The sequence below is a fragment of the Bifidobacterium santillanense genome (assembly GCF_018555385.1).
Classification (GTDB): Bacteria; Actinomycetota; Actinomycetes; order Actinomycetales; family Bifidobacteriaceae; genus Bifidobacterium; species Bifidobacterium santillanense.
The window spans coordinates 68,406-86,914 of record NZ_JAFEJS010000012.1 but is presented as its reverse complement, the minus strand read 5'-3'; the positions used below and the strand labels follow the sequence as shown (position 1 = coordinate 86,914).

Below are 18,509 nucleotides of genomic sequence, written 5' to 3'. Positions count from 1 at the left end.
CCCGACCCAAATTCAACCCGCAAGGGAACCCACCACACACAGCAGAAGGCTTGGGCCGGACTGGCAATCATTGACTATAAAGAAGTAGTACAAACACACTCTTGAGTTCTCAAACCACCACACACATTCAGCATTGGACACATCCGAACAGGATTTCCGCAACCGAACGGCAGCAAGGGATTAATTTACACGCGAAATCACCATTGCGCAAATACGCGCGCACGACAAAGCCGGAAACCGTTGCGATCACAGGGTTCCCTCGGCGTGTCACGAACGGCGTTCCCGCCGTTTCCGCACACCAGCTTACCTCGGAAATCATCGCCGCAGGGTAACCCGGGATGGCGAGTGCATGAACACGGAGCGAATGGTCACCCGCAGTGCGGGACCTCCCTGAAATGGGCCCTCCCGAACGGAGCGAGCCATCCGTCGCGGTCCGCGACAATCGACGTCACGGACCGTCGGGCGGCCTCTTCCGCGCCGTCGGTAGAATTGGCGGCATGACCGATGCCTCCATCACTGCCCGTAACGCCGTCGTATCCCCGACCGTCGCGCATGAAGACGCCGGGCGTCCATCGCCCGACGCATCGACCGCCGGCACCGGCGCGGCGACGTCCGCGACCGGAACGACGACCGCCCGGCCGGCGGATCGCATCGGAGCGATCGCCCGGTGGGCGCTTGCGGTGGCGGCGTGCCTGTGGCTGGCGTGGTGCACGGCGGTCGGACCGCTGTATTGGGAGGATTCGTCGATCGCGAACTTCGGATGGGTGAACGCGGGCTACGGCATCGCCGCGTTCGTCATCTACCTGCTGCTCATCGTGGCGCTCGTGCGCAAGGCGCGACGCCAGCCGCTGTTCGGATGGCGCATGAATCCCGACGGCACGCGCTCGCCGCGTCGTCTCCGGCTTGTACCGCGATCGTGCCGGCGCCATGAGCCGGACGACGAGCGGATCCCGTCGCGCGACACGACTCCGGAGTACGGACCGGAAGGCCGCGACGCGACGGCCCCACGACCGGCGCGGATGGCGCGCGCCGCACGGCATGCGACGGTCGTGGCGTTCGTCGCCGCGCGCACGTTCCTCGCGCGGTGGATCATGCGCCTGACCGACCGGTATTGGAAGATCTGGACCATCCTGTTCGTCGGATGGCTGTGGGCGCCGACGACGCTGCTCGCGGCGTTCGGCGCGGACCTCAGAAGCCAGGCGCGCGAGTTCAGCTGGGCGTGGAACCAGTGGACGGGCCTCAAGCAGCCGTACATCGGGTTCTTCTCGTTCGCTCCGATGGACATCTACCCGACGGCCCATTACATGTGGCCGGCCGACCCGACGTATCTGACGGACCAGCACAACATCGTGCTCACCCTGTTCTACGGGGCGACGCTCGCCGCCTCCCGCTATCTGACCGGATCGAACGACTGGGGCACGGTCACGCTCGCGGCCGCGCAGTTCCTGTTCGCGGTGTGCGTGACGGCGGCGACCGCGCACCGGTTCCTGAACCTGCCTTGGCTGAATCGACCCGACCGCGCCGACTTCGCGCATCCGGAGCGGGGCGGCGAGCGGCTCGTGCCGAAGCGGCTCGGCCGCCCCGAACGCGGCATGCGCGCCGCGCTACCGGCCCAGGCCGCGCACGCGCCGGCCCGCGTGGCGATCCTGCTGTTCTTCCTTGTCTGCCCGCTGGCCGTGTTCTCGACGATCTCGCTGACCAAGTCGCCGCTGTTCGCGTTCGCGTTCCTGTGGGCGTTCGGCATCTGGTACGAGCTGTACGCGACGGGTGACGACCGTCGGGCCGCGGCGCACGGTCGGGGGATCGACGCGCCCGGCTCCGGACTGCGGGGACGTTTCAGGCCGAAGGTCATCCGGCTCCCCCACCGCGCGTTCGTCGCGTTTCTCGCCGCGAACGCCGTGATGCTGATCTCGGCGAAGTACGCGTGGTACGTGCTCGTCTTCGAGTTCGTGCTGGCGATCCTCGCCGATCGACGCCGCTGGACGACGTACGTGACCGCGCTGCTGCTGCCGACGATCCTCATCCACGGCGGCATCACGATGGCGATCAGCTCGGGCGCGATCATCGGCGGCGACCCGATCGAGAGCCGTGGCGTGCAGCTGCAGATGATCGCGCGCGTGGCGCAGCGCGACCCCGATTCGATCCCGCAGTCGGCCGCCGAGAAGCTTGCGCCGGTGTTCAACCTCGATCAGATGGCCGACGCGTATTTCCAGCAGGACGCGGACCCGGTCAAGTCGTCCGGCATCCAGTCGAAGAAGGTCAGCTACAAGTGGCGCTCGGTCAAGCCGAAGGACATGGACGGGTTCAACCAGGCGTGGCTCGAGATCGTCAGGGCGAACCCGATCGTCTCGATCGACGCACTGATGGCGAAATGCTTCGGATACTTCGACATCGCGGATCTGCCGTACGTGTCGATGAACTACTACGTGGACAGCGACTACGTGCAGGTGAGTTCCACCTGGATCAAGTACTACAACCACAAGTGGCGCACGCAGGTGGCGACGTTCGCCAACGACTGGGGCGCGACCCCCGTGCTCGGCTGGGTGACGCACGGCAACTTCTACGTGATCCTGACATTGCTCATCGGCGCCGCCGAGGTGATCCTCAGACGTTGGCGGGCGCTCGCCTGGCATCTGCCGCTGCTGCTGCTCATGGGCGTGATGATCACCGCGCCGGCGAACAACTTCGAACGGCACATGCTGCCCGTGGCGTTCTGCTTCGGCTTCCTGCTGCTCACGTTCTGGCGCGATTCGCGGGTCGCGGATTCCACGGGCCTCCCCTCCGAACGGTGAATCCGGCACATGCCCACGGATACGTGGGACCCGTCACCCATCCGCGGGGGACACCGACCTTCACACGGCGGCCTCCCTCGTACGGACGGCGCGGCCCGCATCGTCGCACCGGTTGCCGGACGCCAAGGGAAGGTCACTACACTGGTGAGGTATGTCTGATTTCCTCGGGTTGCTGACTTCGTATGCCGATCGCCGCGCCGATGCGGGCGAGGGCGATGGCCGTGACGGGGATGCCGATGCGCGGGCGCTGCTCACACGGGTCGCGTTCGAATCGCTGGCCGACGGCCTGTCCGACGAACGCGTCGCGTCGCTGCTGCGCGTGATCGGCTGGGACGGGGACTTCCCCTGCTTCGCGATCGCCGGGCGGCCGGCCGCCAACGCCGTCGCGACGATGCAGACGGTCAGCCGTGCGGTCGTCGATCTGGGCGGCGGCGCGACGGTATGCGGCGTGCGCGACGGGGTCGTCGCCGCGGTGGTCCGGGTGGAGGCGGCCGTCAGCCCGGAGGTGCTGTGCACGGCGGTGTCGACGGCGTTCGCACCGGTGTTCGGCGATGCCGATGCCGCCTCGAATCCGTTCGATCGGGGCGACGGCGTGACGGTGTGCCTCGGACCGGTGCGGCACGGGGCGACGGGCGCGGTCGCCGCCTTGGGCGCGGCCCTGGCGACGCTCAAGGCGGCGCCGGCGTTGGCCCGCACGACCGGCGGCGAAGGTGCACGATCGGCAGCCGCCCGCGGCAACGCACCGCTGCGGGCCGAGGACGCGCTGCCCGAACGCGCGCTGCTCGGCGATCCGGACGCACGGCGCGAACTGGTCGACGTGGTGTACGCCTCGCTGGCCGGCGGCAACGGCTCGAACCCGGACGATCCGACAATGCTCACTGTCTCCACGTTCCTCGCCTCCGGCGGCTCGCTCGAGACGACGGCGCGCACGCTCAACGTGCATCCGAACACGGTGCGCTACCGGTTGAAGCGCGCGGCCGACTCGACCGGATGGGATGCCACCGACCCGCGCGAGGCGTACGTGCTCACCACCGCCATCGCGCTGGGCCGCATGCACGCGGCGTAGCGCATCGCCGGCGGGCGGGCGGCGGACACGCGGTCCGGGGCTAGCGGCGCACAGGTGCAGGGCAGCAACTCGTGCAGAGGCGAGTCGATGAGGTGCACGGCACACGAGCATCCTCCCATCGCCTCGTACGGCTCCTCGAAGTCCGCACCGTCACGAATCCTCGTGTGTTTCACGTGAAACACAGTCGCGACATGGGCGACCTCGCCGGGTTGTCCCGTGCGGACACGCGCCATCGCGCCGGGCCGCATGCATGCGTAACGCATCGCCGGCGGATGCAGCGAACGCCTCGCGACGTCACGCCGGAACGTCCAGAAACCACTGCCATGCCGGAATCTGGTGAATGATGCGTCCGCCCCGTTCATAGTCGCGCCTCTCACCATCCCCGACGATGATGTATCCCTCAGCAAGATCCTGTTCGGACATCAGTTCCCACAGCGCCCGGGTCTCACGTCGGGCGGTTGCGGCGTCATCCATGCTTGCCGTGACCTGATACAACTCGTATGCCGCGTCCTCCAGCACATCCCCCACCACGAAATCGACCTCATACCCATGTTCCCGGGTATGATACGAGGAGATGCCGTCCCGACGGAACCCGACATTGCGACGACGCAGCTCAAGGTACACCGATTCCTCCAGTCGCTGTCCCTCGTCGCTGACATTCGCACCGGCCGAAGCCACGGCCAGTCCCGGATCCACCGCATAGACCTTCGGCACCGATGTGGTCCGTTCGCTCATCGAAACCGAGAACTCGCGCATGCGGAACAGCAGATACGCGTCCTCGAAATACCCCATCAGATCGCCGAGCAGCTCACGGCTGGTGGGCATTCCCAGGGATCGTAGATCATTCTCCACCTTGCGTATCGACATCCGCTTGCCGTTGGACCCCAATGCGCGTCTGGCGAGCGTGGATGCGACGCGCGGCCGGGCCACATCATGACGTTCGACCACATCGCGCGACACCACCCGTTGCACATACGATTGCAGCAACGCGATGCGCTGCGGCGCGGGCAGTCCCGCAACGGCGGGGAATCCGCCCTGTTCGAGATAGTCCCTCATCGCATTGGACAGCACCAGCCGATCCCGTTTGTCATGGTCGCGGGCACGCCGCACATCGCCCGGCTCCAGCAGACCGCGGGAAACGACGAATTCACGGAACGAGTACGGCAGCAGCTCGAAGTCCAATGCGCGGCCGCGAAATTCCGTGGCGATTTCCGTGGACAACATCTTCGAGGAGGATCCGCTGACGTAGATCGTCGCCTTGGTGGTGTCGACGATGCGTCTCAGCCACGCTCCCCAACCATCCATCTCCTGCAGTTCGTCGAAGAACAGATACGCACCGTCATCCACCGCTCCGGGATGGCTGCTATAGAAGGCCTCCAGAACCTCGTCGCCCGTCGCGGGTGTGATCCTTCCCAGACGATCATCCTCGAAGTTGAAATAGCATACGCGATCGCGCGCGACGCCGGAGGCGAGCAACGACTCCATCTCCTGGAACAGCCGATAGCTCTTGCCGCTGCGCCTCATACCGGTCACGACCTTGACGAGGTTGCCCGCCTTCGGTCGCGCGGGCTCCCCCAGATCCAGTTCGCGGGGCACAATCGGCAGGAAGTCCTCGATGCTGAAATCACGTATCTTCGTTTCGATGACTGGGTTCCCCATCACGCCCGCCCCCCTAACAAACAATAACTGGTAATTTTACTTTACTAGTATAGCAAAAACTGGTAAGGAAACCTGACCAGTTGCGGTCTATGCACTCCACGGGCACGCGACATCGCGGTCGAATACACGAAACCCCCGGTTCCTTGCGGAACCGGGGGTTTCGTTCAGGCTGGACTCGTCACGCGTCGCGCGACGACATCACCACCACTCGATCGCGAATCAGGCGATGGAGGCCGGGTCGACCGGGATGCCGGGGCCCATGGTGGAGGTGATGGTGGCCTTGGTGACGTAGCGGCCCTTGACGGTGGACGGCTTGAGACGCTTGACCTCTTCGGCCACGGCGCGGAAGTTCTCGTCCAGAGCCTTCTCCTCGAAGGAGGCCTTGCCGATCAGGAAGGAGAGGTTGCCGTGCTTGTCGACGCGGAACTCGATCTTACCGCCCTTGATGTCCTTGACGGCCTTGGCGACGTCCATGGTCACGGTGCCGGTCTTCGGGTTCGGCATGAGGCCACGCGGGCCGAGCACGCGGCCGAGGCGGCCGACCTTGCCCATCATGTCCGGGGTGGCGACGACGGAGTCGAAGTCGAGGAAGCCGTCCTGCACCTTGGCGATCAGGTCGTCATCGCCGACGATGTCGGCGCCGGCCTCGGCGGCGGCGGTGGCCTGCGGGCCACGGGCGAACACGAGGACCTTGACGGTCTTACCGGTGCCGTTCGGCAGGCTGACGGTGCCGCGGACCAGCTGGTCGGCCTTGCGCGGATCCACGTTCAGGCGGAGCACGGCCTCGACGGTCTCGTCGAAGTTGCGGGTCGGCATGCTCTTGAGCAGCGCGATGGCCTGATCGGGGGTGTACAGGTTGTTGCGATCGACCTTCTCAGCCGCCTCGCGGTACTTCTTGGAATGCTTAGCCATCTGTCCTTCTCCTTATCAGTCGGTCACCGTGATGCCCATGGAACGGGCGGTACCTTCGATGATCTTCATGCCAGCTTCGATATCACGAGCGGACAGGTCAGCCATCTTCGTCTCGGCGATTTCGCGGACCTGAGCCTTGGTGACGGAGCCGACCTTGTGGGTCAGCGGGTTCTCGGTGCCCTTCTCGATGCCGGCGGCCTTCTTGAGCAGAGCCGCTGCCGGCGGGGTCTTGAGGACGAAGGTGAAGGAACGATCTTCGTACACGGTGATCTCAACCGGGATCACCTGGCCCATCTTGTCCTGCGTCTGGGCGTTGTACGCCTTGCAGAAGTCCATGATGTTGACGCCGTGCGAACCAAGGGCAGGACCCAGCGGCGGGGCCGGGTTGGCCTTGCCAGCCTGAATCTGCAGCTTGATCAGCGCGGAGACTTTCTTCTTGGGAGCCATGTTATGGTTCTTCTTTCTATAACGCGGTGCCTAACGGTCGCCGCCCGGATGCCCGGCGTCGATGACGCCGTGAGGAAGCCGTGCGGTCTCCTCCCGCAACTTATATTGCTGTGCTGTGCTAGCGGGTCTCCCCTCCAGACACGAACTTTCTAATTTTGCCACCGAAGCCAGACCGCCGACACGCCGAGATACGAAAAATCCCCGCACCGACAGGGCACGGGGATTTTCATAAACGGTTCCGATTCAGGAAATCACATTGCGCGTGCGGCCTCTAGGCGCACCGAGGGAAGGCGTACGAAGGTACGTCGACCGAGGAGCAACGACGAGGACGCTCCGCAATGGGATTTACTGGAGTTTTTCGACCTGGTTGAAGCCAAGCTCCACCGGCGTATCACGGCCGAAGATGGAGACCAGCACGGTGAGCTTCTGCGTGGTGGGCTCGACGTCGGAGACGACGGCGGCCATCGTGGCGAACGGACCGTCGGTGACGGTGACCTGATCGCCCACGGCGTAGGAGACCTCGACGGTGCGCTTCTTGGCGGCGGCGGGCTTGTCGCCGGCCTTCTTGAGCGCCTCGGAGGCGATCATCGGAGCCATCATCTGGACGACTTCCTTGCGCGACAGCGGGGCCGGATCCTTGGTCGGGCCGACGAAGCCGGTGACGCCTTCGGTCTCGCGCACGATGCGGCGGGCGGTCTCATCGGGCCACATGCGGATGAGCACGTAGCCGGGGACGCGCACGCGGGTGATGACCTTCTTGCCCTTCTCGGTGTGCTTCTCGACTTCCTCCATCGGCACTTCGATCTGGAAGATCTTGTCTTCGAGGCCGAAGGACTGGATGCGGGATTCGACGTTGGTCTTCACACGCTTCTCGTAGCCGGAGTAAGTGTGCAGCACGTACCACTTGCCCTCGAGGGTGCGCAGCGAGGCGGCGAAATCGTCGATGGCGGCCTGACCGGCATCGGTGGCCTCGGCCTGCTCGGACTCGTTGGTCTCGGATTCCTCATCGTCGTCGAGGCTGACGGAGGGCTCGGAAGTGGAAACGGAAGCGACGGGGGCCTCGGCGGTCTCGTTCTCGTCGGACTCGACGGACGGAGCGGTTGCCTCGGCAGCAGGGGCGGCGGCCGGAACATCGGCCGGTTCGTTCTCCGGCAGGTCGGGCATCGCGTCGATGCTATCGAAATTCACTTCATCGCTCATGCGTTTTCACCTTCGGATTACTAGGGGTCGCTTACTGGAGGATCAGCCGAACACCCACAGCGTAAGCTTGACCAGACCGAAGTCCATGCCGGTGACCAGAGCCATCAGCAACAGCACGAAGATGAACACGGCAAGGGACCAGAAGAACAGTTCCTTGGCAGTCGGGGTAACAACCTTGCGAAGCTCGTCAATGATCTGCTTGATGAACAGACCGATGCGCATGAAGACATTCGGCTTAACGGCCTTTTCGCTCTTGCTAGCCTTCGCCATATCCATCCTTCGCTTGGGGTATTCGTCAGAAACTTGGCAGGGAAGGCGGGACTCGAACCCACAACCTACGGTTTTGGAGACCGTTGCGCTACCAATTGCGCCACTTCCCTAGGTGAACTTCACCTCGGTTTCACGTCCATAAGAACGCTTCGCCACGGCGAAAACCGCCAAGTCGGTATATTAGCGAACCTCGGCGAAAAGCACAACCCGCGTGTCGCGCGGCGTGGCGCGATACGCGGGTTGATGCGAAAACGGCGGTATTCCGGGCGAATCAGGCCTCGACGTAGGCCTTCATGCGGCGCATGCCCTCGGCGAGCTGGTCATCGGCCAGCGCGTAGGAGAAGCGCAGGTAGCCGGGCGCGCCGAACGCCTCGCCGGGCACGGCGGCGACGTGCGCCTCGTCGAGCAGGGCGGCGGCGAAATCGGACGACGTGGCCGACACGGTGCCGTTGGGGCCGAGCGGCTTGCCCAGCAGCTCGCGGATGTCGGCGAACGCGTAGAACGCGCCGGTCGGGGTCGGGCAGTGCACGCCCTCGATGTCGTTGAGCGCGGCGACGATGGCCTTGCGGCGCACGTCGAACGCCTCGCGCATGTGGTACACCTCGTCGAGCGGGCCGGAGACGGCCGCGATGGCGGCGCGCTGCGACACGTTGGCGACGTTCGAGGTCATGTGGCCCTGCAGCTTGGCGGCGGCCTTGGCGACCGGCTCGGGGGCGATCAGCCAGCCGACGCGCCAGCCCGGCATCGCGTAGGTCTTGGCGACGCCGTTGAGGATGATCAGCTGGTCGCGCACCTCGGGCACGGCGGCGCCGATGTACGTGGTGTGCGCGTCGTCGTAGTTGAGGTGCTCGTAGATCTCGTCGGTGATGACCCACACGTGGTGCTCGATGGCCCACTTCGCGATTCCCTCGACGGTCTCGGCGCTCCACACGGCACCGGTCGGGTTGTTCGGGGAGGTGACGATGATCGCCTTCGTGCGCTCGGTGCGCGCCGCCTCGATCGCGGCGAGATCGGGCTCGAAGCCGCGCTCGGCGCCGGCGAACACCTCGACCGGCACGCCGCCGGCAAGCTTGACGGCCTCCGGGTAGCTGGTCCAATACGGGGTGGGGATGATGACCTCGTCACCCTCATTGAGCAGGATCTGGAAGGTCGAGTAGACGGCCTGCTTGCCGCCGTTGGTCACGACGACCTGCTCCGGGGTGACCTCGAAGCCGGAGTCGCGCAGCGTCTTGTCGGCGATGGCGCGGCGCAGCTCGGGCAGGCCCGGGGTCGGCGTGTACTTGTAGTTCTTCGGGTCGCGGCAGGCGGCCGCGGCGGCGTCGACGACGTAGTCGGGGGTCGGGAAGTTGGGTTCGCCCGCGCCGAAGCCGATGACGTCGAGTCCGGCGGCCTTCATGGCCTTCGCCTTGGAATCGACGGCGAGCGTGGCGCTCGGGGTCACGTGGTTGATACGGTCGGAAAGAGTCTGCCATTGAGCCATAGTCATGGCTTCAAGGATAATCCGGGCGCGCGAGAAGCGCCATAGCGGAAACGGGTCACACGAGGACGAGGTTGTCGCGGTGGACCAGCGGATGCGTGTACTCGTCGCCGAGGATGCGCTTGAGCTGGGCGGTGTTGCGGCCCAGCATCTGCTCGACCTCCTCGGAATCGTAGCCGGCCAGTCCCCTGGCCAGATGCGTGCCGTCGTCGGCGTCGATCCACACCGGGTCTCCGGCCGAGAACGCACCGCGCACCTCGAGCGCGCCGGCCGCGAGCAGTGAGGCGCGCCCGCCGCGCACGGCCCGGGCCGCACCGGCGTCGACGATGATCGTGCCGCGCGGATCGGCCGCGAAGCCGATCCACAGGCGGCGCGTGGAGCCGCGGTGCTTGACCGGCGCGAACGCGGTGCCCACCGGGTCGCCCATCAGGGCGGGACCGGCGTTGCTGGCGCTCGTGAGCACGGCGGGGATGCCGGAGACGGCCGCCACGCGCGCCGCCTCGAGCTTGGTGACCATGCCGCCGGTGCCGACCTTCGAGCCGGTGCCGCCGACCTTGACCTCGCCGAGCGCGTCCACGACGTTCGGCACGTAGCCGATGCGCCGGGCGCCCGGCTCCGACGGCGGGGCCGTGTACAGGCCGTCCACGTCGGTCAGCAGCACGAGCGCGTCGGCCCGCACGAGGTTGGCGACGAGCGCGGAGAGGCGGTCGTTGTCGCCGAAGCGGATCTCGTTGGAGGCCAGGGAGTCGTTCTCGTTGACGATCGGGACGACTCCCAGATCGAGCAGCCGGCCGAGCGTGCGCTGCACATTGCGGTACTGGGTGGCGCGGATCGTGTCCTCCGCGGTGATGAGGATCTGCCCCGCGTGCACGCCGAAGCGCGCGAACGCGGCCTCGTACTGCGCCATCAGCAGGCCCTGGCCCACGGCCGCGGCCGCCTGCTGCGTGGCCACGTCCGTGGGACGCGCGTCGAAGCCGAGCGGGCCGAAGCCGGCCGCGATGGCGCCCGACGAGACGAGCACGACGCGCGCGCCGAGCCGATGCGTCTCGGCCAGCGCGGCGACCAGCGCGTTGAGCCGGCCGGCGTCCAGATGGCCGTCCGGCCGGGTCAGCGAACTGGACCCGACCTTGACGACGACGGTCTCCGCCTCGGCGATGCGCCGACGGATCTCGGCCTGCGATGGTGTGGACATATCCCCTCCTCGAACGAATCCCATCCTATGCCGGCCCCATGCCGGCACGGGGATGCGACGTCACTCCTCGCCGCGACCGAACAGGCTGTTCTCGTCGTGGCGGTCGTCGTCGATGGACGGATCTGCCCAGTGGCCGGCCTTGCGCTCGGCCATCATCGCCTCGCGCACGGCGGCCTTCGCATCCATCATCGCGTGGTATTCGCGACGACGTTCGGCGTTGGTGCGGCGACGCGCGCCCGGCTCGTCGGCCTCGAGACGCAGGTCCTTGCCGCGCGCGCCGAGCGGCGTGCCGTCGAGCAGCTCGCCGCCGGCCGCGATGGTCGGATCCCAGTCGAACTCGACCGCGCGGTCTCCCCTGCCGATGCGGATCTCGTCGCCCGGCTTGGCGCCCTTGCGGCGCAGCTCGTCCTCGACGCCCAGCTTGGCCAGACGGTCGGCCAGGTAGCCGACGGCCTCGTCGTTGTCGAAGTTGGTCTGCTGCACCCAGCGTTCGGGCTTGCGGCCGGTGACCTCGAACCAGACGTCGCCGTTGCCGTTCTCGCGGCGTTCGATCGTGAAGTCGAGCGTGGTGCCGTTCTCGTCGGCGGCGCGACGGCGACGACCCTTCTGCTCGAGCGGCTTGATGACGACGCGGGCCTCCTCCTCGGCGGCCTCGCGCTTGGCGACCTCCTCGCGCATCTCGGCGACCATGTCGGCCAGCGCGAAGTTGAGCTCCTTGAGGCCCTCGTGCGAGGCGGTGGAGATGATGAACACGCGCATGCCGCGCTTTTCGAACTCCGGCTTGACGAACTCGGCGAGCTCCTTGGCCTCGGGCACGTCGACCTTGTTGAGGATGACGATGCGCGGGCGCTCCGGGATCGGGATCGCGCCCAGCGGCAGGTCCAGCGAGCCGGCGTACTCGGCGAGCTCGTGCTCGAGCGCCTCGTAGTCGCTGAGCGGATCGCGGCCCGGCTCGAGCGTCGCGCAATCGATGACGTGCGCGATGATCTCGGTGCGCTCGATGTGGCGCAGGAACTCCAGGCCCAGGCCCTTGCCCTGGCTGGCGCCCGGGATCAGTCCCGGCACGTCGGCGATCGTGTAGCGGCGGTCGCCGGCGACGACGACGCCGAGGTTCGGCACGAGGGTCGTGAACGGGTAGTCGGCGATCTTCGGCTTGGCGGCGCTCATCGCGGCGATCAGGCTCGACTTGCCGGCGGACGGGAAGCCCACCAGCGCGACGTCGGCGATCGACTTGAGCTCCAGGATCACGTCGCGCTCGTCGCCGAGCTCGCCCAGCAGGGCGAAGCCCGGGGCGCGGCGGGTGCGGTTGGCCAGCGCGATGTTGCCGAGGCCTCCGGCGCCGCCGGCCGCGGCCACGTAGCGATCGCCCTCGTGGCGCAGGTCGGCGAGCTCCTCGCCCGGGTGCTTCGGCTTGCCGACGGGGCCCTTGGCCTCGAAGATGATGGTGCCGCACGGCACGGGCAGGATCAGGTCCTCGCCCTTGGAGCCGTCCTTGTTGTCGCCCAGACCCATCGTGCCGCTGGCGGCCACGCGGTGGGGCATGAAACGGTAGTCCAGCAGGCTGGTGGCGTTGCGGTCGGCCACGAAGACGACGGAGCCGCCGTCGCCGCCGTTACCGCCGTTCGGGCCGGCCAGCGGCTTGTACTTCTCGCGACGGATGCCGGCGGATCCGTTGCCGCCGTCGCCGCCCTTGACGTGGACGGTCACTCGATCCACAAAATCACTCATGTCGTTTGCCTTACTTTTCGTTGATTACGTTACGTTTCGTACGTTGCCGTGGGGAGTCGGCCTGCGCATCGTCCGACACGCTCCGGGCCGCTCTGGCCAAGTCTTTACGGTCTGACGCTGCGCAGGCCGACTCCCCATTCCGTTGGGTTCACCAGTTACGTTTTCGCGCGGTGTGGATCGACGGAGGAAGAGGAGGGAGAGGGGTGAGGGGAACAAAAAAGCCGCGTCCAGTGGGCGCGGCTTTTCTAATCGCTACTCTCAGGCGGCGATGACGTCGACGACCTTGCGGTCACGACGGACGCCGAACTTCACGGAGCCATCGGAGAGGGCGAACAGGGTGTGATCCTTGCCCATGCCGACGTTGTGGCCCGGGTGGAAGTTGGTGCCACGCTGGCGAACGATGATGTTGCCGGCGACGACGGCCTCGCCGCCGAACTTCTTCACGCCGAGGTATTGAGGCTGCGAATCGCGACCGTTGCGCGAGCTGGACGCGCCCTTCTTATGTGCCATGATCGGTTCCTTTCGATACTAAGTAAGCTTTACTGGAAAACCTGTCGAAGAACTCAGGCGATCTCGGTGACCTTGACCATGGTCAGCTTCTGACGGTGGCCCTTGCGGCGAGCGACGCCGGTCTTGTTCTTGTACTTCTGGATGTTGATCTTCGGGCCCTTGGCCTCGTCGTTCACAACCTCAGCCTTGACGGAGACCTTGGCCAGATCGGCGGCGGCCAGAGTGACGTTGGCGCCGTCCACCACGAGCGCGACCGGGAATTCCACGGTATCGCCCTTCTTGGCGTCGAGACGGTTGACGAGGATGACGTCGCCGACCTCGACCTTTTCCTGATGGCCACCGGCCTTCACAATCGCGTACATAATCGTTCCTTTTATTATTTTGGGAAAGCTTATTGCCTGACGCTCTCGGATACGCCGAGCTCGCGGTCAGACACCAGCCATCTAACTTACACTGACACGCGGACTAACGCAACCGCGTTTCGTCCGCGTGTCACTCACGCGTGTTCATCGCACGACATGATATGACGACCCCGCGTCGCGGCGCGGGAGCGACCCGCTCAGCCGTCGATCTCCGCGTTGTTCGCGGCGACCGCCGCGGCGGCGATCTGCGCAAGCTTCGCCTTGACGTCCGGCGTGGAGCCGGCCGGCTCCGGCGCGGGCGAGGTGCCGCGGCCGTGCTTGTTCGTCTTGACGAACGGGTCACCGCCGCGCAGCGCGTACGGATCGTCGTATTCGGCGTTGACGATCGGCTTGTCGTGCAGGATGAAGCCGCGGCCCTTGCAGGTCGGGCACTCCTCGGAGAACGCCTCGACCAGGCCCTGGCCGATGCGCTTGCGCGTCATCTGCACGAGGCCGAGCGAGGTGACCTCCGCCACCTGGTGCTTGGTGCGGTCGCGGGCCAGGCATTCGACGAGGCGGCGCAGCACGAGGTCGCGGTTGGCGGGCATCACCATGTCGACGTAGTCGATCATGATCATGCCGCCGATGTCGCGCAGACGCAGCTGGCGCGCGATCTCCTCGCTCGCCTCGAGGTTGCACCGGGTGACCGTCTCCTCGAGTGACTTGCCGCGGCCGATGAACCGGCCGGTATTCACGTCGATCGTGGTCATGGCCTCAGTGCGGTCGATGACGATCGAGCCGCCGGAGGGCAGGTAGACCTGACGCTCCATGCCCTTCCTGAGCTGGGAGTCGATCTGCCACTTGTCGAACACGTCCTTGCCCTCGTGCTCGGCCGGATCCCACTTGACGAGCTTGTCCTTGAGGTCCGGGGCCATCGTCTCGAGGTACTCCTCGATGCGCTCGTAGACCTTGTCGCCCTCGACGATCAGCTTGCTGAAGTCGTCGTTGAAGATGTCGCGCACCACGCGGATGGCGACGTCGGGCTCGCCCTGCAGGAGCTTCGGGCGACGGCCGTGCCAGAACTCCTCGCGCTTGGCGTTGATGCGGTTCCACTGGCGCACGAGGCTCTCGAGGTCCTTGACGATCGCGTCCTCGCTCGCGCCCTCGGCGGCGGTGCGGATGATCACGCCCATGTCCTTGGGCGCGATCTTCGCCACGATGTTCTTCAGGCGGGCGCGCTCGCGCTCCGGCAGCTTGCGGCTCACGCCGGTCATGCCGCCGGACGGCACCAGCACGAGGAAGCGGCCGGCGAGCGTGACCTGGGAGGTCAGACGGGCGCCCTTGTGGCCGATCGGGTCCTTGGTGACCTGCACGAGGACCGGGTCTCCGGACTTGAACGCGAGCTCGATGCGGCGCGGCTGGCCCTCGAGGCGGGCGGCGTCCCAGTTGACCTCGCCGGCGTACAGCACGCCGTTGCGGGCCTGGCCGATGTCGACGAAGGCGGCCTCCATGCTCGGCAGCACGTTCTGCACGCGGCCGAGGTACACGTTGCCGACGGTCTGGACCTCCTGGATGTCGGACACGTAGTGCTCGACGAGGACGTTGTCCTCGACCACGGAGATCTGGGTGTGCTTCTCCTTCTCGCGCACGACCATCAGACGCTCGACGTTCTCGCGGCGCGCGAGGAAGTCCTGCTCCATGATCTGCGACTGGCGGGAGCGCTCGCGGCGGTTGTCGCGGCGGCGCTGCTTCTTGGCCTCGAGTCGGGTCGAGCCCTCCACGTCGGTGATCTCGTCGATGTACTGCTGCTTGCGGGAGCGGCGGGAGATGATCTGCTCGTCGTCGTCCTGCGACTTGCCGCGGCGACGGCGACGGCGCGTACGGGTGACGGTCTCCTCCTCGCGCTCGTCGTCGCGATCCTCGCGCTCGGGGCGATCGGCGCGGGTCTCCTCGGCGGCCGCCTCGGACTTGCCGCGGCGACGGCGACGGCGCGTACGGGTGCGCGGCTCCTCCTCGGCGGGCTCCTCGTCGTCGATCGGACGGTAGGAGATGTCGTCGAGCTCGAGGTCCTCCTCGATCTGCTCGACCTCGGCGGCGGCGCGGCGCTCCTGCGCGTTCAGGCGGCGGTTGCGGCCGCGGCGGGAGCGGGCGGAGCCGGACTCGTCGTCGGCGTCCTGATCGGCGGCGCGGTCGGACTGGTCGGTCTCGGCCTTGCCGGACTTGCCGGACTTGTCGTCCTGATCGGCGTCGGCGCGGGCCTTGGCGTCCTTCGGCTGGTCCTGATCGGCGCGATCGGACTGGCGCGAGCCGCGGCCGCGACTGCGACGGGAGGAACGCGAGGTGCGACGGGACTCGCGCTCGTCGTCCGCGTCGGAGGTCTCGTCGTCGGCGTGGATGTCGATGATGTCGACGTCGTCATCGTCGTCGTTGCGCGAGATGCGGGGGGCCGACGGGATGACCGGCTCCTGGAAGAGCAGCGAGGTCATCGGGCGACCGCGACGGCCGGCGCGATCGTCGAGGTCGTCGAAGTCGTAGCGGTCGTCGTCGCGATCGTAGCGGTCGTGGAACGGCAGACCGTCGAGCAGCTCCTCGGCGCGTTCGAGATCGTCGTCGTCGCGATCGTCGCGCACGGGGGCGCGGCGGCGGGAGCGACGGGCCGGACGGTCGTCGTCATCGTCGTCGAAGTCGTCGCGGCGGGAGCGGCGACGGCGCGTGCGCACCGGACGGTCGTCCTCGTCATCGTCGTCGAAGCGACGGCGGGAGCGGGAGACGCGGCGCGGGGACTCGTCGGCGTCGTCCTCGACGGGGCGGGACGGACGGTCATCCTCGTCGGCGTCGGCCTTGGCGACGGACAGTTTCGGCTCCTCGAACACCGGGGCGGAATGGTCCTCGACCTTCAGTTCGAGCGACACGCCGGCGGCACCGGCCCCGCGCACCACGCGACGGCCGCGACGGCGGCGGGTCGGCGCGGCGGGAGCGGGATCGGGCTGGGCGTTGTCTGCGTTGGATACGGCGGCATTCTGGGCGTCGACGTCGTCGACCCCATTGTTGTTCACAGCGGGCACGATGCTCCTCGACCGGCGTGCTGCATCACGCCGGACCTATATATAGGGCCCCTACGGCTCTCACACCACGCTCTCACCGTGGCCGCGCATCGATTGCGCCCGCAGAAGCAATTCCAGTCAAAGTCTGTGCGGCTCGGACGGCGGACACCGGCGCTCGCGCGGGCTCCCGGCCCGTGCACGAGGGGATCGACGCCATCTGGCACGTCGGCGGTTTGCAGAACCGCCACGTTCAAGTATGCCACAACTTTTCCCGAGGAAGTTTCGCCTCACCGGGCCGGCAATTACGGACCGGCCTACGGCCGGACCCAACACCACCTCACCGCTGCCGCGGCTCGGCTGAGTCTACAAACAGCCCACCGGGCTGTTTGCTTAACGACTCTCCTCCGGCCCTGCAACTGGGGACCGGCCTACGGCCGGACCCAACACCACCTCACCGCTGCCGCGGCTCGGCTGAGTCTACAAACAGCCCACCGGGCTGTTTGCTTAACGACTCAGCCATCTTTCCAGAATGTCGGCGAGGAGGGTGAGGTCGGAGGCGGGGAGCTGCTCGTCGTGCTTGTGGGCGAGGAGGGGGTCGCCGGCGCCGAGGTTGACGGCGGGGATGCCGAGCTGCGAGAAGCGGGCGACGTCGGTCCAGCCGAGCTTGGCGAGCGGCTCGCGTCCGGTGCGCTCCCTGACGAGGCGTGCGAGGGAGACGGCCAGCGGCGCGTCCATGCCGGGGCGGGCGGACGGCGATTCGTCCTTCATCTCGATGCCGTAGCCCTCGAACACGCCGCCGGTGGCCACGTGCTCGCCGTTGCCGAGCTCGGCGCCCGCGTCGGCGCCCATCATCAGGGCCTTGGCCTCGGCGACAGACTTGTCCGGGGCGAAGCGGTAGTTGACGTGCACGCGGCACTCGTCGGGGATGACGTTCGTGCCCTTGCCGCCGGAGATCAGCGTGGCGTTGAGGCCCTCGCGGTAGGTCAGGCCGTCCACCTCGACGTCAGCCGGCTCGTAGGCGTTGAGGCGGTTGAGGATGCCGGCGGCCTTGTGGATGGCGTTCTCCCCCATCCATGCGCGGGCGGAATGCGCGGCGACGCCGTGCGTGACCACGTCGAAACGGATCGTGCCGTTGCAGCCGCCCTCGATGCCGCAGTTGGTCGGCTCGCCGATGATCGCGAAGTCGCCGGTGATCCAGTCGGGATGGGCCTCGACGACCTTTCGCAGGCCGTTCTTCTCGGCGGCGACCTCCTCGTGGTCGTAGAAGACGAAGGTGAGGTCGGTCGCGGGCGTCGTCTCCGGCGTCGAGCCGTCGAGCGTGGCGGCGAGGTAGAGCATCACCGCGTCGGACGCCTTCATGTCGGTCGTGCCGCGGCCCCACAGGACGCGCTCGCCCGGATGCGCGGCGGCGACGTCCTCGCGGATGAGCGGATCGCCGGGCTCGAGCCAGCGCGGCGGGAAGTTGTCGATGACCGGGACCACGTCGATGTGTCCGGCGAGGATCACGCGGCGGTCGGTGCCGAAGTCGGTGGAGGCGACGATCGTGTCGCCGTGGCGGCGGACGGTCAGATGGTCGTACCGCTTCAGGAACCGTTCGATCTCATCGGCGAGCGGGGTCTCGTAGTCGCTGACCGAGTAGGCGTTCATGATCTGCGCGAGGATCGTCTCAAGCGCCTCGTCGCGCGGGGCGGCGGGGTCGAGGGTGATGGGGACCGCGGTGGAGGCGGCCAGCTCGGCCTTCGGATCCTTGGGGGTGTTCGTATCGTTCGTCATAGCGGCGATTGTAGTGGGATCGCGGGCGGGGCGCCTCCCCCGACCCGCTTCCGCGGACAACTCCCCCCACTCCGCACGGGGGCCGGAGCGCGGCGGGC

Annotated in this window: 14 protein-coding genes and 1 tRNA gene; 2 read left to right on the top strand and 13 right to left on the bottom strand. The window is 67.1% G+C overall.

Going from position 1 to position 18,509, the window contains the following annotated elements:
- Nucleotides 1–497: 497 nt before the first annotated feature.
- Both JS528_RS09910 and JS528_RS09905 read left to right on the top strand, forming a co-directional pair.
- A complete protein-coding gene (locus tag JS528_RS09910) occupies nucleotides 498–2,792 on the top strand; it encodes a DUF6020 family protein (RefSeq protein WP_221339853.1) in 2,295 nt (764 codons plus the stop codon).
- A 151-nt stretch (nucleotides 2,793–2,943) separates the two neighbouring features.
- Nucleotides 2,944–3,858 carry a PucR family transcriptional regulator gene (locus JS528_RS09905; protein ID WP_214358894.1) on the top strand — a complete coding sequence of 305 codons (915 nt, stop codon included), beginning with the start codon at nucleotides 2,944–2,946 and terminating at the stop codon, nucleotides 3,856–3,858.
- A 294-nt stretch (nucleotides 3,859–4,152) separates the two neighbouring features.
- Here JS528_RS09905 and JS528_RS09900 read toward each other — a convergent pair whose 3' ends face one another.
- The 13 genes from JS528_RS09900 to dapE form a co-directional block, all read right to left on the bottom strand.
- Nucleotides 4,153–5,517 (bottom strand): ATP-binding protein, encoded by a 1,365-nt coding sequence (locus JS528_RS09900; RefSeq protein WP_214358893.1) that lies wholly within the window; start codon nucleotides 5,515–5,517, stop codon nucleotides 4,153–4,155.
- A 219-nt stretch (nucleotides 5,518–5,736) separates the two neighbouring features.
- Nucleotides 5,737–6,429 carry a 50S ribosomal protein L1 gene (rplA, locus tag JS528_RS09895; RefSeq protein ID WP_214358892.1) on the bottom strand — a complete coding sequence of 231 codons (693 nt, stop codon included), beginning with the start codon at nucleotides 6,427–6,429 and terminating at the stop codon, nucleotides 5,737–5,739.
- Nucleotides 6,430–6,444: 15 nt separating this feature from the next.
- Complete coding sequence (gene rplK, locus JS528_RS09890) at nucleotides 6,445–6,876, bottom strand: 50S ribosomal protein L11 (protein ID WP_107041799.1); 432 nt, start codon at nucleotides 6,874–6,876, stop codon at nucleotides 6,445–6,447.
- 345 nt (nucleotides 6,877–7,221) lie between these two features.
- Complete coding sequence (nusG, locus tag JS528_RS09885) at nucleotides 7,222–8,076, bottom strand: transcription termination/antitermination protein NusG (RefSeq protein WP_214358891.1); 855 nt, start codon at nucleotides 8,074–8,076, stop codon at nucleotides 7,222–7,224.
- Between the two features lie 42 nt (nucleotides 8,077–8,118).
- Complete coding sequence (gene secE, locus JS528_RS09880) at nucleotides 8,119–8,346, bottom strand: preprotein translocase subunit SecE (protein WP_214358890.1); 228 nt, start codon at nucleotides 8,344–8,346, stop codon at nucleotides 8,119–8,121.
- A 34-nt stretch (nucleotides 8,347–8,380) separates the two neighbouring features.
- Nucleotides 8,381–8,456, bottom strand: a tRNA-Trp gene (locus JS528_RS09875).
- A 161-nt stretch (nucleotides 8,457–8,617) separates the two neighbouring features.
- Nucleotides 8,618–9,826, bottom strand: a complete 1,209-nt coding sequence (locus JS528_RS09870; RefSeq protein WP_214358889.1) for a pyridoxal phosphate-dependent aminotransferase — start codon at nucleotides 9,824–9,826, stop codon at nucleotides 8,618–8,620.
- Nucleotides 9,827–9,881: 55 nt separating this feature from the next.
- On the bottom strand, nucleotides 9,882–11,015 hold the full coding sequence (gene proB / locus JS528_RS09865; protein WP_214358888.1) for a glutamate 5-kinase: 1,134 nt from the start codon (nucleotides 11,013–11,015) through the stop codon (nucleotides 9,882–9,884).
- A gap of 60 nt (nucleotides 11,016–11,075) precedes the next feature.
- On the bottom strand, nucleotides 11,076–12,743 hold the full coding sequence (obgE, locus tag JS528_RS09860; RefSeq protein ID WP_214358887.1) for a GTPase ObgE: 1,668 nt from the start codon (nucleotides 12,741–12,743) through the stop codon (nucleotides 11,076–11,078).
- Between the two features lie 258 nt (nucleotides 12,744–13,001).
- Entirely contained in the window at nucleotides 13,002–13,253 is a 252-nt protein-coding gene (rpmA, locus tag JS528_RS09855) for a 50S ribosomal protein L27 (RefSeq protein WP_214358886.1), read from the bottom strand.
- A 53-nt stretch (nucleotides 13,254–13,306) separates the two neighbouring features.
- The gene (gene rplU / locus JS528_RS09850; RefSeq protein WP_214358885.1) at nucleotides 13,307–13,615 is read right to left on the bottom strand and encodes a 50S ribosomal protein L21; all 309 of its coding nucleotides are present in this window, start codon (nucleotides 13,613–13,615) and stop codon (nucleotides 13,307–13,309) included.
- Nucleotides 13,616–13,812: 197 nt separating this feature from the next.
- Nucleotides 13,813–16,659 (bottom strand): Rne/Rng family ribonuclease, encoded by a 2,847-nt coding sequence (locus JS528_RS09845; protein ID WP_214358884.1) that lies wholly within the window; start codon nucleotides 16,657–16,659, stop codon nucleotides 13,813–13,815.
- A 483-nt stretch (nucleotides 16,660–17,142) separates the two neighbouring features.
- On the bottom strand, nucleotides 17,143–18,411 hold the full coding sequence (gene dapE / locus JS528_RS09840) for a succinyl-diaminopimelate desuccinylase (protein WP_214358883.1): 1,269 nt from the start codon (nucleotides 18,409–18,411) through the stop codon (nucleotides 17,143–17,145).
- Between the last annotated feature and the right edge of the window lie 98 nt (nucleotides 18,412–18,509).

Excerpts from the sequence above, each read along its gene's own strand:
- JS528_RS09910 (WP_221339853.1), top strand. The coding sequence starts at position 498 with ATGACCGATGCCTCCATCACTGCCCGTAACGCCGTCGTATCCCCGACC.
- JS528_RS09905 (WP_214358894.1), top strand. The coding sequence starts at position 2,944 with ATGTCTGATTTCCTCGGGTTGCTGACTTCGTATGCCGATCGCCGCGCC.
- JS528_RS09900 (WP_214358893.1), bottom strand. The coding sequence starts at position 5,517 with ATGGGGAACCCAGTCATCGAAACGAAGATACGTGATTTCAGCATCGAG.
- rplA (WP_214358892.1), bottom strand. The coding sequence starts at position 6,429 with ATGGCTAAGCATTCCAAGAAGTACCGCGAGGCGGCTGAGAAGGTCGAT.
- rplK (WP_107041799.1), bottom strand. The coding sequence starts at position 6,876 with ATGGCTCCCAAGAAGAAAGTCTCCGCGCTGATCAAGCTGCAGATTCAG.
- nusG (WP_214358891.1), bottom strand. The coding sequence starts at position 8,076 with ATGAGCGATGAAGTGAATTTCGATAGCATCGACGCGATGCCCGACCTG.
- secE (WP_214358890.1), bottom strand. The coding sequence starts at position 8,346 with ATGGCGAAGGCTAGCAAGAGCGAAAAGGCCGTTAAGCCGAATGTCTTC.
- JS528_RS09870 (WP_214358889.1), bottom strand. The coding sequence starts at position 9,826 with ATGGCTCAATGGCAGACTCTTTCCGACCGTATCAACCACGTGACCCCG.
- proB (WP_214358888.1), bottom strand. The coding sequence starts at position 11,015 with ATGTCCACACCATCGCAGGCCGAGATCCGTCGGCGCATCGCCGAGGCG.
- obgE (WP_214358887.1), bottom strand. The coding sequence starts at position 12,743 with ATGAGTGATTTTGTGGATCGAGTGACCGTCCACGTCAAGGGCGGCGAC.
- rpmA (WP_214358886.1), bottom strand. The coding sequence starts at position 13,253 with ATGGCACATAAGAAGGGCGCGTCCAGCTCGCGCAACGGTCGCGATTCG.
- rplU (WP_214358885.1), bottom strand. The coding sequence starts at position 13,615 with ATGTACGCGATTGTGAAGGCCGGTGGCCATCAGGAAAAGGTCGAGGTC.
- dapE (WP_214358883.1), bottom strand. The coding sequence starts at position 18,411 with ATGACGAACGATACGAACACCCCCAAGGATCCGAAGGCCGAGCTGGCC.